General features: G+C 67.9%; 15 protein-coding genes. 6 read left to right on the forward strand and 9 right to left on the reverse strand.

The window, feature by feature from the left end; all coding sequences use genetic code 11:
- Positions 1 to 78 precede the first annotated feature (78 nt).
- Both ACSFBM_RS21095 and ACSFBM_RS21100 read right to left on the reverse strand, forming a co-directional pair.
- Positions 79 to 528, reverse strand: a complete 450-nt coding sequence (locus ACSFBM_RS21095) for a YybH family protein (RefSeq protein ID WP_435486121.1) — start codon at positions 526 to 528, stop codon at positions 79 to 81.
- 177 nt (positions 529 to 705) lie between these two features.
- A complete protein-coding gene (locus tag ACSFBM_RS21100) occupies positions 706 to 1896 on the reverse strand; it encodes an MFS transporter (protein WP_435486122.1) in 1191 nt (396 codons plus the stop codon).
- Positions 1897 to 1987: 91 nt separating this feature from the next.
- Here ACSFBM_RS21100 and ACSFBM_RS21105 point away from each other — a divergent pair, with 91 nt between their 5' ends.
- A complete protein-coding gene (locus tag ACSFBM_RS21105; protein ID WP_435486123.1) occupies positions 1988 to 2773 on the forward strand; it encodes an AraC family transcriptional regulator in 786 nt (261 codons plus the stop codon).
- On the opposite strand, the gene ACSFBM_RS21110 is transcribed toward ACSFBM_RS21105, so the two are convergent.
- From ACSFBM_RS21110 to denD, 4 genes are all read right to left on the reverse strand, one after another.
- Positions 2761 to 4038, reverse strand: coding sequence for a TRAP transporter large permease (locus ACSFBM_RS21110; protein WP_435486124.1), 1278 nt, complete (start codon positions 4036 to 4038; stop codon positions 2761 to 2763). The genes ACSFBM_RS21105 and ACSFBM_RS21110 overlap by 13 nt on opposite strands.
- Before the next feature lie 85 nt (positions 4039 to 4123).
- Positions 4124 to 4618, reverse strand: coding sequence for a TRAP transporter small permease (locus tag ACSFBM_RS21115; RefSeq protein WP_435439368.1), 495 nt, complete (start codon positions 4616 to 4618; stop codon positions 4124 to 4126).
- Positions 4615 to 5583, reverse strand: coding sequence for a TRAP transporter substrate-binding protein (locus ACSFBM_RS21120; RefSeq protein WP_435439367.1), 969 nt, complete (start codon positions 5581 to 5583; stop codon positions 4615 to 4617). The genes ACSFBM_RS21115 and ACSFBM_RS21120 overlap by 4 nt, the downstream gene beginning before the upstream one ends.
- Before the next feature lie 44 nt (positions 5584 to 5627).
- A complete protein-coding gene (gene denD, locus ACSFBM_RS21125; RefSeq protein ID WP_435486125.1) occupies positions 5628 to 6647 on the reverse strand; it encodes a D-erythronate dehydrogenase in 1020 nt (339 codons plus the stop codon).
- 72 nt (positions 6648 to 6719) lie between these two features.
- Here denD and ACSFBM_RS21130 point away from each other — a divergent pair, with 72 nt between their 5' ends.
- Positions 6720 to 7814, forward strand: coding sequence for a hypothetical protein (locus tag ACSFBM_RS21130; protein ID WP_435486126.1), 1095 nt, complete (start codon positions 6720 to 6722; stop codon positions 7812 to 7814).
- Between the two features lie 72 nt (positions 7815 to 7886).
- Here ACSFBM_RS21130 and ACSFBM_RS21135 read toward each other — a convergent pair whose 3' ends face one another.
- Positions 7887 to 9584: an electron transfer flavoprotein-ubiquinone oxidoreductase gene (locus ACSFBM_RS21135; protein ID WP_435486127.1), complete on the reverse strand. Its 1698-nt coding sequence runs from the start codon at positions 9582 to 9584 to the stop codon at positions 7887 to 7889.
- A gap of 146 nt (positions 9585 to 9730) precedes the next feature.
- Between ACSFBM_RS21135 and ACSFBM_RS21140 the strand changes: the two genes are divergently transcribed.
- From ACSFBM_RS21140 to ACSFBM_RS21155, 4 genes are all read left to right on the forward strand, one after another.
- Positions 9731 to 10513 (forward strand): SDR family oxidoreductase, encoded by a 783-nt coding sequence (locus tag ACSFBM_RS21140; RefSeq protein WP_435486128.1) that lies wholly within the window; start codon positions 9731 to 9733, stop codon positions 10511 to 10513.
- Between the two features lie 77 nt (positions 10514 to 10590).
- Positions 10591 to 11421: a DMT family transporter gene (locus tag ACSFBM_RS21145; RefSeq protein WP_435486129.1), complete on the forward strand. Its 831-nt coding sequence runs from the start codon at positions 10591 to 10593 to the stop codon at positions 11419 to 11421.
- Positions 11418 to 11840: an acyl-CoA thioesterase gene (locus tag ACSFBM_RS21150; RefSeq protein ID WP_435439361.1), complete on the forward strand. Its 423-nt coding sequence runs from the start codon at positions 11418 to 11420 to the stop codon at positions 11838 to 11840. Before ACSFBM_RS21145 ends, ACSFBM_RS21150 begins: the two co-directional genes overlap by 4 nt.
- Positions 11841 to 11860: 20 nt before the next feature.
- Positions 11861 to 12568, forward strand: a complete 708-nt coding sequence (locus tag ACSFBM_RS21155) for a M949_RS01915 family surface polysaccharide biosynthesis protein (RefSeq protein WP_435486130.1) — start codon at positions 11861 to 11863, stop codon at positions 12566 to 12568.
- Positions 12569 to 12574: 6 nt separating this feature from the next.
- On the opposite strand, the gene ACSFBM_RS21160 is transcribed toward ACSFBM_RS21155, so the two are convergent.
- Together ACSFBM_RS21160 and ACSFBM_RS21165 are read right to left on the reverse strand one after the other, a co-directional pair.
- Positions 12575 to 13942, reverse strand: a complete 1368-nt coding sequence (locus tag ACSFBM_RS21160; protein ID WP_435486131.1) for a sensor histidine kinase — start codon at positions 13940 to 13942, stop codon at positions 12575 to 12577.
- Positions 13939 to 14613: a response regulator transcription factor gene (locus ACSFBM_RS21165; RefSeq protein ID WP_435439358.1), complete on the reverse strand. Its 675-nt coding sequence runs from the start codon at positions 14611 to 14613 to the stop codon at positions 13939 to 13941. The genes ACSFBM_RS21160 and ACSFBM_RS21165 overlap by 4 nt, the downstream gene beginning before the upstream one ends.
- Positions 14614 to 14744: the final 131 nt, after the last annotated feature.

A 14744-nucleotide genomic window follows, 5' to 3' on the forward strand; every position in this document is an offset into this window, starting at 1 on the left:
CGAGGGCTGCAGCATTGTTGCAAGCGGTGACATCTTCATGAACCGTTTGGTCTACACGGGCAACGGTCTTTGGCTGCGTCATCCGCCCGCGATTTCCTTGCGGATGAGCCACTGGTTGCCCACGCGCTGCAGCTCCAGCGTCTTGCGGCTCTTCTCGCGCAGCTTGTCGGCGGTGTAGGTCTGCTGAAAGCTCGCGCTGGCGGCCTGCCCGGTGACGCTGATGACGAGGTTGTCGATGTCCACGCGGATGGCGGTCTTGTCGGCGATGCGCGTGCGGCGGTCGGCTTCCCAGGCCTTGCGGTCCTGGCCGCGGGGCGGCGTGAAGTCGGGTGCATAGGTGGCCAGGTAGCGCGCCACGTCACGGGCGGACCATGCGGCCGCCCAGGTGCGCACGGCGGTTTCGACCTCGGCAATGCTGGCGGCCGGATTCACCGGTGCCGGTTGCGTGCCCGTCGTTGCCGGCGCAGCGCCGAAGGCGGCCGTGGCCAGCAGCGTGCCGCCGAGAAGGCAACTCAGTGATCGGTACATGGCGAAGTCTCCTCCTTGTCGTTTGTCGGCCCCGATCATCGGCCGAAACGGTGGAGCGCTCGCACGACACCTCCCGCTAAAGGATCACCCCGCCAGGCCGGGCTGTCGCTCGATGCGCGTCGAATCGAGCATAAAGCGCGCAATGCGAGATTCGACGGCCATGGGTGACGGTGGGGCTCAAGTCGCAGCGCGCTGCACCCCCGCCGGCGCCACCTGCATCGCCCTGTTGCGCAACCGCAGCGCCAGCACTGTCGCCGCGCCCAGCACGCACAGCACCGCGGTGAAGGTCACGCCCAGCCCGCGCGCGTCCGACAGCATGCCGAACAGCGGCGACACCAGGCCGCCCACCGACAGCGCCAGCCCCAGCGTGATGCCGCTGGCCGTGGCCGGGTTGCGCGGCAGGTAGTCCTGCGCCAGCGTCACCTGCGCGGCGAAGGGCAGGAACATGCTCATGCCGAGCAGCGCGGTGCAGGCCAGCGCCCAGCCGGGGGTCGGTGCAAGCACCAGGCCGGCGAGCGACGGCAGGGCGAGCACGTAGCCGCTGCGGATGGTGCCCATGCGCCCGATGCGGTCGCCGAGCCAGCCGCCGAGCAGCACGCCCACCGCGCCCGCGGCGGTGAAGCCGGTGAGCGCCGCCGCGCCCTGGAAGGCCGTGCCGTGCAGGTCGCGCGTGATGCGCAGCGACAGCATCGACAGCACCGTGACGTACGGAATCGACCAGCCCACGATGGTCGCCACCAGCAGCCCGAACGCGCGCCAGTCGTTGTGGGGCTTGAGCACCTCGCCGGCGGCCTTGCGCGCGGCGGCTGCCGTGGCGGCGGACGCACCGCCGCGCCCCGCATTCGCCAGCAGCCACACCACGCCCATCGCCAGCGCCGGCACCCCCAGCAGGTAGCTGCGCGACAGGCCTCCACCACCGACCACCGTGGCCGCGAGCACCGGCGCAAAGGAGGCACCGATGGTGCCGCCCACGGAGAACACGCTCATCGCTTTCTGCGAGGCCCCGCCGGCCGCACGTGCCGCCACCGTGGCCGGCGGGTGGTAGGCCGCAATGCCCAGCCCGCACAGCGCGATGGCGATCCAGGTCAGCAGGTAGCTCTGGCTGATGCCCGCCAGCACCACGCCCAGCGCGGCCACCAGGAAGCCCGTGGGCACCAGCCAACTGCGCGGGTGGCGGTCGGCGTAGAGGCCGAACAGCGGCTGCACCACGCTCGACAGGCCGGTGGCCGCGAGCATCAGCCCGCTCACGGCCGTGTAGCTGTAGCCGCGCTCCAGCACCATGAAAGGCAGCAGGGCCGGCACCAGGCCCTGGTAGAGGTCATTGACGGCATGGGTGCCGGTGAGCAGGCCGAGGCGGCGCTTGTTCATTCGATCGCTTTCTGGATGTCCATTGAAAAAAGCCATCGTAGAAAGCCGCGCGAAGATGTTCTCGCTACGAATCAGCATCTATCGTCGAGAAATGGACAAACTGAACCTGCGGCCTGAACAAGGCGAGTCGACCCCGCGCCCGATGGCCGTGCTGGCGACCGACCCCGACGGCGACGCCTTCATTCCGCTGCACACGCACCGGCGCGGGCAACTGATCCATGCGATTTCAGGCGTCATGCTCGTCAGCGCCGTGGCTGGCAGCTGGGTGGTACCGCCGGGGCGCGGCGTGTGGGTGCCGGCCGGCATGGCGCACCAGATCCGCATGGCGGGCGAGGTGAAGATGCGCACCGTCTTCGTCGAGCCTGGCACGCGCGCCGACCTGGGCGGCGAATGCCGCGTGATCCGTGTCGGCGAGTTGCTGCGGGCGTTGATCGTCGCCGCCGCGTCGCTTCCGCTGGACTATGCGCCGGGCGGGCGCGACGAACGGGTGATGGAGCTGATCCTCGACGAGATCGAGGCCGCGCCCGCCCTGTCGCTGCATGTGCCCATGCCCCGCCACGTTCGCCTGGCGGCGCTGTGCGAGGCGCTGGTGCGCGACCCGTCGCTGCCCGCGTCGCTGGACGACTGGGCGCTGCGCCTGCACATGAACAGCCGCACACTCGCGCGCCTGTTCCAGCGCGAGACGGGCATGAACTTCGGCGCCTGGTGCCGGCAGGCGAGGCTGCTGCTGAGCCTGCCGAAGCTGGCCGCGGGCGCCTCGATTCTTGAAGTGGCGCTGGCGCACGGCTACGAGAGCCCGAGCGCCTTCACCGCGATGTTCCGGCGCGCGCTGGGCGTGCCGCCCAGCGCGTACCTGCGCCGAACCTACCTGGAATAGGCCAGGTCGCGCAGCGCCAGCGAGACCCAAGGCACGTAGGTGATCACCATCAGGCAGGCCAGGATCACCAGCACGAAAGGCACCAGGTGTTTCACGATGCGGTCCAGCGAGATGCGCGCCACGGTGCAGGCCGCGAACAGGTTCACGCCGAAGGGCGGCGTGATCATGCCCAGGGCCAGGTTCACGACCATGATCAGCCCGAAGTGCACCGGGTCGATGCCGAAGTGCATCGCGACCGGCGCCAGGATCGGGGCGAGCACGATGATCGCCGCGCTCGTCTCGATGAACATGCCGATCACGAACAGCGCCGCGTTCACGCCCAGCAGGAACATCGCCGGCGACTTCAGCACCTCCTGCAGCCAGTGGCCGATGGCGTCGGGAACGCCCGCACGGGTGATCAGGAACGCGAACAGCCCCGCGTTGGCGATGATGAACATGATCACCGCCGACGACATCACCGACTTGCGCAAGATGGCGTACAGGTCCTTCAGCTTGATCTCGCGGTAGATCACCATGCCCACCACCAGGGCGTAGAACACCGCCACCGCGGAGGCCTCGGTCGGCGTGAAGATGCCGCCGTAGATGCCGCCGAGGATGATCACCGGCATCAGCAGCGCCCAGCCGGCCTGCCACAGTGCGCGGCCGAAGGGCATGCGGCCTTCGCCGTCGTTCTTGCCCCAGCCCTTCCACTTGCAGTAGATCCACACGAACAGCATCAACGCCAGGCTGATCAGGATGCCGGGGCCGAAGCCCGCGATGAACAGCTCGCCGATGGACACCTCGGCGCTCACGCCGTAGAGGATCATCGGGATCGACGGCGGAATGATCACCCCGAGCTCCGCGCTGGTGGCCTGCAGCGCTGCCGCGTACGACGTGGGATAGCCGTGCTTGATGAGCGCGGGAATCAGGATCGCGCCGATCGCGAAGGTGGTCGCCACCGAGGAGCCCGACACCGCCGCGAAGATCATGCAGGTGAGCACGCAGGTCATCGGCAGGCCGCCCTGCACGCCGCCCACGATGCTCTTGGCGAACTCCACCAGCCGGCGCGAGATGCCGCCGGTTTCCATCAGGTTGCCCGCCAGGATGAAGAACGGAATGGCCGCCAGCGGAAACTTGTTGATCGCGTTGAACATCTCCTTCACGGAGATCAGCATGTTGGCGTTCGCCACCTGGATGCCCAGGATCGACGCCAGCCCGATGGACACCGCCACCGAGATCGACAGTGCAAAGCAAAGCACCATCGTTGCAACCATCACCACACTCATGATGCAGCCCCCGCGCTCGGCACTTCTTGTGCTCGCTGCCCCCCGAGGGGGCCGTTCGCTTGCTGGGGGCGGCCCGGCGCGGCGCTCATTGCGCGGTCTCCAGTTCGAGCCGCTTGGGGTCGAGAAAATTACCCACGATGCCGAACAGGCAGAACACCGAGCCGACCGGCAACGCCAGGTACGACCACATCATCGACAGGCTTTCGAGGCCGGCCATCGACTGCACACGCCCGCGCATCGCGTAGTCCCAGCCCCACCACAGCACGATGAGCATCAGCACCAGCGCGGCCACGCTCACCACCGCGTCGAGCACGCGGCGCATGCGCGGCGGGCTCCAGCGGTACAGAACGTCCACGCTCACCATCGCGCCCTGGCGAAACGCCATCGGGATGCCCATGAACACCATCCAGATGAGGCTCACGCGGATCAGGATCTCGCTCCACTCGGCCGGCTGCTCCAGCACGAAGCGGGTGACGATCTGGAACACGCCCAGGGCCGACGCAACCACCAGCATCGCGCAGGCCATCAGCATCGAGAAGCCGGTGGTCCAGCGCTCGATCCCCAAGAATTTTTCTTTCACTTGTAGTCGCGGATCTTGTCGAGATTGGCCTTGCCGAAGTCCTTCTCGAACTGGGCGTTCACCGGCGCGAGCGCGGCGACGAACTTGGCCTTGTCGACGTTGTCGATCACGGTCATGCCCTTGGCGCGCAGGTCGGCCACGCCCTTGGCGTCGTCTTCGTCGACACGCGCGCGGTTGGCCTTGGTGCCTTCCTTGGCGGCGTCCAGGAAGGCCTGCTTGTCGGCCGCGGAGAGCTTGTCGAAGCTCGCCTTGTTCATCAGGAAGATGCAGGGCGAGTAGACGTGGCCCGTGAGCGACAGGTGCTTTTGCACCTGGTCGAACTTGGCCGAAATGATGACGGGAAGCGGGTTTTCCTGGCCGTCGACCGTGCCCTGCTGCAGCGCGGTGAACACTTCCGGGAAGGCCATGGGCGTGGTGATGATGCCGAAGCCCTTGTAGGCCGCGATGTGCACCGGGTTTTCCATGGTGCGCATCTTCAGGCCCTTGAGGTCTTCGGGCGCCTTCACGTCACGCTTGCTGTTGGTCATGTGGCGAAAGCCGTTTTCGGCCCACGCCAGCGCCTTGAAGCCCTTGGCATCGAACTTGGTCAGCAGGTCCTGCCCGATCGGGCCGTCGAGCACGGCGCGCGCATGGGCCTTGTCGCGGAAGAGAAAAGGCACGTCGAGGATCTTCGTCTCGGGCACGAAGTTGGGCACCGGGCCGGTCGAGGAGAACGCGAGCTCCTGCGTGCCCAACTGCACCGCCTCGATCGACTCGCGCTCGCCGCCGAGCGCGCCGTTGTAGAAGGTCTGCACCTTGTAGCGGCCTCCCGTGCGCTTCTCGACTTCCTTGGCGAAGGTGTCGATCGCCACGCCCTGATGCGAGTTCTGCGCGACCGAGATGCTGATCTTCATGGTCGTCTGTGCAAAGGCGACCGAGCTCAGGGCGAGCGAAAGGCAGGCGGCGGCAATGGGGCCGAATTTCATGTTGTCTCCGGGAGTTTGGTCAGGAACGTGTCAGGCGCACCGGACTATGCAACACCCGGGAGCTTTACCGCGTCGGGATTTTCACGGACGTAATCGCGAATGACCGCCTCGAAGCTCGGGTCCGGCCTGAGCCCCAGCGCCCGGGCGCGCGCGGTCTCGATGCGGCCGGGCCAGGTCTTCACGATGCGCTGGATGGCGGGGTCGGGCGTCCGGTCGAGCAGCGCGGTGGCCGCTTTGCCGGCCACGCGCTCCAGCGCCGCGGCCATTTCGCCCACGGTGGTGGCGAGCGAGGGCAGGTTGAGCGCGGTGCGCGGGCCCCATTGCGCGTCGGTCGCCTCGGCGGCGCGCACGATGCCCTCGATGGTGCGCGCGGGCGACGCAATGGCGACCGGCGTGGCGTCGGGCACCGGGCAGGCGGCCGGCAGGCCGGCCAGCGGCTCGCGGATCATGCCGCTGAAGAAACCCGAGGCCGCGCCGTTGGGCTTGCCCGGGCGCACGCTCACCGTCATGAGCCGCACGCTGCGCCCGCGCACGAAGCCCTTGCGGGTGAAGTCGGCCACCAGCTGCTCGCCGATGAACTTCTGGATGCCGTAGCTGGTCTGCGGCGTGGGCAGCGTGTGGTCTTCGATGACCGGGGGCAGCGGCTGTTCGGGCGAGTCGCCGAACACGGCGAGCGAGCTGGCGAACACCAGCACCGGCTTCGTGCCGAGCGCGCGTACCTTTTCGAGCAGGGCGTGCGTGGCCGCGAAGTTGCTGCGCATGCCCAGGTCGAAGTCGGCCTCGCATTCGCCGCTGACCGCCGCGGCCAGGTGGAAGATGGCGTCGGCCTCGCGCCAGGGGGCGGTGTCTGCATCGGCGGCCAGCTGCGCGTTGAGGTCGCCGGTGACGGCGGCGATGCGCGGGTCGGCCGCGAGGTCGGCGGGTGGAGGGGCGCGGTCCACCAGGGTGATGCGCTCAATGGTCCGGGGGGGCGCGCCCGCGAGCGAGAGCTGGCCTTGCTTGAGCAGGGTGCGGGCGAGGCGGGCGCCCAGGAAGCCGGCGCCGCCGGTGATGACGATGTGCATGGTTGTCTTGTCTCCTTGTGCCGAACAAGGATAGCGCCTCGAAGTGCAAAAGAGGTGCAGCACAATTTGCGCATGAAAGCATTGCCACCCGATTTGCTCGCCACCCTGCAACAGCCCGTTCTGCACGACGCCGACCTGGACACGCAGGCGACCTTCTTCGAGCGCGAGGAAGTGCAGTCGTTCTACTTCGACACCCTGGAGAACCCGGACAAGGACGACGTGCTGCGGGCCAGCGCGGGCTTGCTGCCCGGCCTTCATCCGCACCGCGCCGCGTTGCTCGCGCTGTTGTGCGGCGCACTCGTGGAGAACGGGGCGGACCCGCGCCTGCTCTTCGATGCGGCGCAGGGGTTGATGGGCCGGCTGCTTGCGTCCCTGGCACCGTATTGCGCGATGGCGCCGCAGGAAGCCGAAGCCGATGAAGCGCAGGACGAGGAAGAGCTAGAAGAGCTGGAAGCACTCGCCGCCTGGCAAGCCGCCAACGCCGCGTTCGAGGCGCTGGCGCCCCAGGAGCGCTTCGAAGTCGGCGCGCGCCAGGCTGCGGTCGACCTGCTGGTGCTGCCGCTGATGGCGATGGTCGTGCGCGATGTGCACAACTACCGCGCGCTGCTGGCGGACGGGGTGCTGATGTCCCACATCGAAGACATGTACGCCAACGACGCGCTGCCTTTCGAGCAATTGCATTTCCTGCGCGGTGCTGCCCAATTGGCCTACGAAGATGAGCTGGTGGTGCTGCTGCCCACTTCACGCGTCGGCATGGTCGTGAAGGCCCACGGCATCAACAACAACTTCCACGCGTTCTCGCTGTTGCAGGACCTGATGCGCACACACGCAGCGACGCTGGGCATCCGCCAGTCCTTCGCCGAGCGGCCGGCTGCCGACGACGAAGACGATTCGCGCGACAGCGACGCCGCCGAGTACCTGTGGCTGCAGGCCACGGCGTTCTCCAACGGCGAACTGGTGGACGGCATGGCCTGGTCCTGGGGCGAGGGCACGTTGCGCGAAAACGCCCGCAGGCAAGGCAAGCTGGTGCTCGTTGCCGTCGAAACCGAGGACAAACCCGCGCGCAGCTGGAACGGGTTCAACGGGGTGCTCCATTCGGAGCAGAAGGCCCACGTGTCGCTCGTGCGCTTCCTGGCGCCTGACGAGGTGGCTGCATACCTCGCCTGAGGGGTTGCACGCACCCCGCCCGCAATGCAAGAAGCCCTCCGTGGAGGGCTTCGGAAAACATGCGGGGTGAGCTTACATCCCCACGTAATTCGGCCCGCCGCCCCCTTCAGGCGTGACCCACACGATGTTCTGCGTCGGGTCCTTGATGTCGCAGGTCTTGCAGTGCACGCAGTTCTGCGCGTTGATCTGCAGGCGCTGCTTGCCGTCTTCGGTGCCCACGAACTCGTACACGCCCGCCGGGCAGTAGCGGCTTTCGGGGCCCGCGAACTTGGCCAGGTTGATGTTGACCGGCACCGTCGCATCCTTGAGCGTCAGGTGGGCCGGTTGCTGCTCTTCATGGTTCGTGTTGCTGATGAACACGCTGGAGAGCCGGTCGAAGGTGAGCTTGCCGTCCGGCTTCGGGTAGACGATGGGCTTGCACTCGGCGGCGGGCTTCAGGTAGAGGTGGTCGGGCTTGGTGCGGCGCAGCGTCCAGGGAATGTTGCCCTTCAGCAGCCATTGCTCGATGCCGTTCATGAGGGTGGCCACGCCCAGGCCCTTCTTGAACCATGCCTTGAAGTTGCGCGCCTTCTTCAGCTCGGTGTGCAGCCAGCTCTTCTCGAAGGCCTCGGGGTAGGCCGTGAGCTCGTCGTGCTGGCGCCCGGCCTGCACCGCGTCGAACGCGGCTTCGGCGGCCAGCATGCCGGTCTTGATGGCGGCGTGGCTGCCCTTGATGCGGCTCACGTTCAGGTAGCCGGCCTCGCAGCCGACCAGTGCGCCGCCGGGGAACACGGTCTTGGGCAGCGACTGCAGGCCGCCGGCCGTGATGGCACGCGCGCCGTAGCCGATGCGCTTGGCCGGCTTGATGCCCTTGGCCTCGTCGCCTTCCAGGTACCAGCGGATGTTGGGGTGCAGCTTCCAGCGCTGCATTTCCTCGAACGGGCTCAGGTAGGGGTTGCTGTAGTCCAGGCCCGTGATGAAGCCCATGGTGACCTTGTTGTCCTCCATGTGGTACAGGAACGCGCCGCCGTAGGTGTCGCTCTTCATCGGCCAGCCGGCCGTGTGCAGCACGAAGCCGGGCTGGTGGCGCTTCGGGTCGATTTCCCACACCTCCTTCACGCCCAGGCCGTAGGTCTGCGGGTCCTTGCCCTCGTCGAGCTTGAACCTGGCAATCAGCTGGCGGCCCAGGTGGCCGCGCGCGCCTTCTGCGAACACCGTGTACTTGCCCAGCAATTCCATGCCGAGCTGGAAGTTCTCGGTCGGCTCGCCGTCCTTGCCCACGCCCATGTTGCCGGTGGCCACGCCGCGCACCGAACCGTTCTCGTTGTAGAGCACCTCGGCCGCCGGGAAGCCCGGGAAGATTTCAACGCCGAGGTTCTCGGCCTGCTGCGCCAGCCACTTGGTGAAGGCACCCAGGCTGATGATGTAGTTGCCGTGGTTCTGGAAGCATGCCGGCAGGAAGGCGTTGGGCGTGCGCAGGCTGCCCTTTTCACCCAGGAACACCATGGCGTCGTCGGTCACCGGCTGGTTCAGCGGCGCGCCGAGTTCCTTCCAGTCGGGCAGCAGTTCGTTGAGCGCGCGCGGGTCCATGATGGCGCCCGACAGGATGTGCGCGCCGGGCTCGGAGCCCTTCTCGAGCACCACGACCGAAATTTCTTTCTCCTGCTGTGCGGCGAGCTGCTTGAGCCGGATCGCGGTCGAGAGGCCGGCCGGGCCGCCGCCGACCACGACCACGTCGTATTCCATGGCTTCCCGAGGGCCGAACTGGGCGAGGATTTCGTCGTGCGTCATGTGGGTTGGGTCGATAATGATTTTTCGAGGCGCGGGGCATGCTTGCCGGGTTTGCGGGGGCATTTTATGCGGCGTCCATGCGCGGCCCCTGTCATCCATGGGCGCGCCTTTTACGTCACCTGCGCGACTCCACAGGATTCAAGTTCATGGCCTACAGCATCGATCTTTCCGGCCGCGTGGCCTTCGTCACCGGCGCCTCCAGCGGGCTCGGCGCCCAGTTCGCGAAAACGCTGGCACGCGCCGGCGCCGCGGTGGTGCTGGCCAGCCGGCGCGTCGACAAGCTCAAGGAGCTGCGCGCGCGCATCGAAGGCGAGGGCGGGGACGCCCACGTGGTCGACCTCGACGTCACCGAAATCGGCAGCATCAAGGCCGCCGTGGCGCGCGCCGAGACCGAGGTCGGTCCCATCGACGTGCTGGTCAACAACTCGGGCGTGAGCACCACGCAGCGCCTGGAGGACGTGACCCCCGACGACTACGACTACATCTTCGACACCAACGTGAAGGGCTCCTTCTTCGTCGCGCAGGAAGTCGGCAAGCGCATGCTGGCGCGCGCCAGGGGCAAGGCGCCGGGCACCTACATCGGCGGTCGCATCATCAACATCGCCTCCTCGGCGGCGCTCAAGGTCATGCCGCAGATCGGCACCTACTGCATGAGCAAGGCCGCGGTGGTGCAGATGACCAAGGCCATGGCGCTCGAGTGGGGCCGCTTCGGCATCAACGTGAACGCGCTGTGCCCGGGCTACATCGCGACCGAGCTCAACGAAGAACACTGGTCCACCGAAGCCGGCGCCAAGCTGGTCGGCATGCTGCCGCGCAAGCGCGTGGGCAAGCCCGAGGACCTGGACGGGCTGATCGTGCTGCTGGCCAGCGGCCAGAGCCATTTCGTGAACGGCGCCGTCATCGCGGCCGACGACGGGTTCGCACTCTGAGCCCGCGGGCCTGGATCGGCGTTGCCGCCGGCCTGGCGGCGGGGGCGCTGTGGGGGCTGGTGTTCGTGGCGCCGCGCATGGTGGGCCACTTCGGCATGGTCGACATCACCGCGTCCCGCTTCCTGGTGTTCGGCGCCATCTCGGGGCTCGCGGTGTTCGCACGGCCTGCCGCGGTGCGGTGGCCGAGCGGCCGGCAGGCGCTGGCGGCGTTGGGCCTGAGCGTGCTGGGCTTCAGCGGCTACTACCTGCTGCTGGCCTTCGGCATCGAGGCCGCGGGCACCGAGGTGCCCAGCCTGATCATCGGCACGATTCCCGTCTGGATGATGCTGCTCGGCCGGCCCGCAGGGCTGCGCATGCGCGCACTGCTGCCGGGGCTGCTGCTCACGGGCGCGGGCATCGCTCTGATGATCTGGGGCGCGTGGGCCGCGCAGCACGGCACGGGCGGCGGGGGAGCGCGTTTTGGCTGGGGCATTGCGCTCGCGCTGGGCGCGATGGTGAGCTGGACCCTCTACGGCCTGCTCAACGCCGCCTGGCTGCAGCGCCACACCGAACTCAACGCGACCGACTGGGCCAACTGGCTGGGCATTGCCACCGGCCTGGGCGCCTTGCTGCTGTGGCTGGTCGCGGGCAGCGACCTGGCCACGCTGCAGTCGCGCCCCAACGGCACGCTTTTCGTGTGGATCGCGCTGGCGGGCGGCTTCGGCTCGTCGTGGCTCGCGACCATTCTCTGGAACATCGCGAGCCAGCGCCTGTCAGCGAGCCTGTGCGGCCAGCTGATCGTCAGCGAGACGCTGTTCGCATTGCTCTATTCCTTCGTCTGGGACGGCCGCTGGCCGCAGGCCACCGAGTGGGTGGCGGCGCTGCTGTTCGTGCTGGGCATCCTCGCATCCATCAAGGCGCACCGATGAGAATCGAAATTCCCGAAAAGAAGAAGCTCGTGTATGAAATGTCCATTCCCATCCGCTGGGGCGACATGGACGCCATGGGCCACCTGAACAACGGCACCTACTTCCGCTACCTCGAAACCGCGCGCATCGACTGGATGCATTCCATCGGCTTCGAACCCGAGCCGGGCGGCGAGGGCATGGTGATCGTCAACGCCTTCTGCAACTTCTACCGGCAGATCGAGTACCCCGGCAAGGTGCTGCTGAAGATGTACGTGAGCGACCCGGGCCGCACCACCTTCGAGAGCTGGGGCACCATGGCGCGCGAAGAGGCGCCCGACGTGATCTGCGCGGCCGGCGGCGCGACCACGATCTGGGTCGATTTTCCGAAGCAGAAGGCGCTGGCGCTGCCCGACTGGCTGCGCACGCTGGTGAGCGAGTAGAAACAAGCCATCGAACGCCGATGAAATTCAAGATCCTCGCGCTCGCGGCCCTGGCCTTGCTGGCCCCCTGCAGCCATGCGCAGACGCAGGCCGGCAAAGGTGCCGCCGCCCGCGAATGCCCGGCCAACGCGCCGTTCCTGAGCGCCGAGGCGTTGAAGAAAGCCGGCTTCGAACTCCCCGTGTTCAAGCGCTATTGCTACACGGACAAGGCCGGCAGCCACGCCTTGCTGCTCGGCGAGAAGCAGGACCGGCCGTTTCCCGAGGAGCAGCTGTCCTCGGCCGTCCGGGCCTCGCTGTACCGCATCGAGGGCGATCGCACGCTGACGCAGGAATGGTCGATACGCGACTTTGCGGGCAAGGACGAGGCGGGCGTCAATTTCCGCTCCAAGCTCATCGAGCTCGCCGACATCGACGGCGACGGGCTGGTCGATCCGGTGTTGGTGTACCGCTTCTACAACCCCGACGGCGCCGATCACATCGACGACGACGACTATGTGGGCCGCATCAAGATCGTGACCTTCCACAAGGGAAGCAAGGCGACGATCCATGCGATCACGGGGCACTACGACGGCGAGCGAAAGACCACCGCCAACGGCAACTACTTCGCGTTGCCCAAGGCGGTGCAGCAGCACTTGGTGAAGAAGATGTCGGACATGGCAGGCGCCGGCCAGTTCGGCTTCGACAACTCGTACGGCTACGTGCCCAGGAAGGAAGCCGCCGGGCGCTGAGGAAGTTCAGGCCGGCTGCAACACAATGCGCGCCTCGAAGCCCTGCGTGGCGCCCGCGGGCGGCGACGACAGCACCAGCGTCGCGTGGTGCTTCTCGACGATGGTGCCCACGATCGACAGGCCCAGCCCGTAGCCTGCGCGGTCCGAGCTGTGGCGCACATGGCGCTTTTGCAGCGTTTGCAGCTGCTCGACGTTCACGCCCGCGCCAAAGTCGCGCACCGCCAGCGTGCAGGGCGTCATTACCTCCAGCACCACGCGCCCGCCGCCGCCGTAGCGCAGGGCGTTCTCCACCAGGTTGCGCAGGGCGATGGCCAACGCATCGACGTCGCCGAGCGCCATCGGGGCCGCGCTGTCGGGCACCTTCAGGGCCAGGCGTTCGCTGACGTTCGCGTCCTGCCAGAACTCCTGCGCCACCGTGCCCGCAAGCTGCACCAGGTCGACCCGCGCGCGCGTCAGCGACGCACCCGATTCGGCGCGCGAGAGCTGCAGCAGTTTCTCGGCGCGGTGGCTCAGCAGCTGCAGCGCGTCGAGCGCGGCCTGCACGTCGTTGCGCCGCAGGTCGTGCTCCAGCGCGGTCTGCAGGCGCAGGCGCGCCGCGGCCAGCGGCGTGCGCAGCTCATGCGCCGCGTTGGCGGCGAGCGCACGCTCGACGTCCAGCGACTGCGACAGCCGCTCCAGCAGCCGGTTGACGTGGTCGCCGACCGAGCGCAGCTCCTGCGGCAGGCCGGGCAGGGTGATGGGACGCAGGTCGGCGCCGCTGCGCTTCTCGATCTCGCCGGCCAGTTGCTGCAGCACGCGCAGTTCGGCGCGTGCCACGTTGCGCAGCACCAGCGCGAGCAGCGGCAGCACGGCCCCCAGCGGAATGATCAGGCCGAACAGCGTGCGGTTGAGCGCGCGGCGCCGCTCGTCCAGCGGATCGGCCACCTGGAAGTACAGGTCCAGCGTCGGGTGGCGCACGGTGTAGATGCGCCAGGCCTGGTTGTTGGCGAAGCCGGCGGCCAGCGGCACGTCGAAGGCGTCCACCGGCGCCTCGGCGGAGCGCAGCAGCACGTGCTCGTGGACATCTACCACCTGGTACATGACCGCGTCTTCCGAGAACAGCTGCTTGGGCGCGACCAGCGGGGTGCGCGGGGCGGTGCTGTCGCCGTTCCCGCTCACGTGCTGCAGCTTGTCGAGCTCCTGCACCGCCATGTCGAACATGCGGTGCGACACCTCGACCAGCTCGTTGTCGAAGTTGTGGTTGATCTCGCGGTCCACATACCAGACCACCGCGAACACGCACAGCAGCCACACGCCGCCGACCCACAGGATCAGCGTGCGCGTGAGGCGCCCGGCGAGCGAGTCGCGCCCGCCCACGGCCAACCGGATGCTCATTCGTCGTCGTCCCCGGAGGTGGACAGCCGGTAGCCCAGGCCGCGCAGCGTCTGGATGTGGCTGCGCCCGAGCTTGCGCCGCAGCCGGCTGACGAACACCTCGAGCGTGTTGCTGTCGGCCTCGTCGCCGAAGCCGTAGAGCGCGTCCGCGAGGTTCTCGCGCGTGTGGATGCGCTCGGGCCGCGTGGCCATCACGCGCAGCAGCGCCCATTCCTTCTGGGTCAGCGTGATCGGCGCGCCGTCCTTGCGCACCATGTCGTGCGCCAGGTCGATCTCCAGCGTGCCGAGCTTCAGCACCGGCGAGCTGCTGGCGCTGCGCCGCCGCTCGACCGCACGCAGCCGCGCGAGCAGCTCGGCCGGGTCGTAAGGCTTGGTGAGGTAGTCGTCCGCGCCGGCGTCCAGCCCGCGGATCCGGTCGGTCACCTGGTCGCGCGCGGTCAGCACGATGACGATGGGGCGTTCGGGCAGGGCGCGCACCTGCGGCAGCAGCGACAGGCCGTCGCCGTCGCCCAGGTGCAGGTCGAGCAGCACCGCCGCGTACTGCACCGAGAGCAGGGCGCCGCGCGCGTCGGCCAGGCTGGGCGCCACGTCGACCACGAAGGCCTTGGCCAGCAGGTAGCTGCACACGGCGTCCGCCAACGCGGTGTCATCTTCGACAAGCAATATGCGCACACCATGTCCTTCCAGGAAACAAATGAGTCTAGCGCCACCGAGTTGCGGCTGATGGCCCGGTCAGATTCGGTTCAGGTCGCTTCAGGCTTTGTTCATGCCGCAAACGTAGGCTCGCGACTGTTTTTCAGTCT

It is taken from the genome of Variovorax pasteuri (assembly GCF_051216435.1).
Classification (GTDB): Bacteria; Pseudomonadota; Gammaproteobacteria; order Burkholderiales; family Burkholderiaceae_C; genus Variovorax.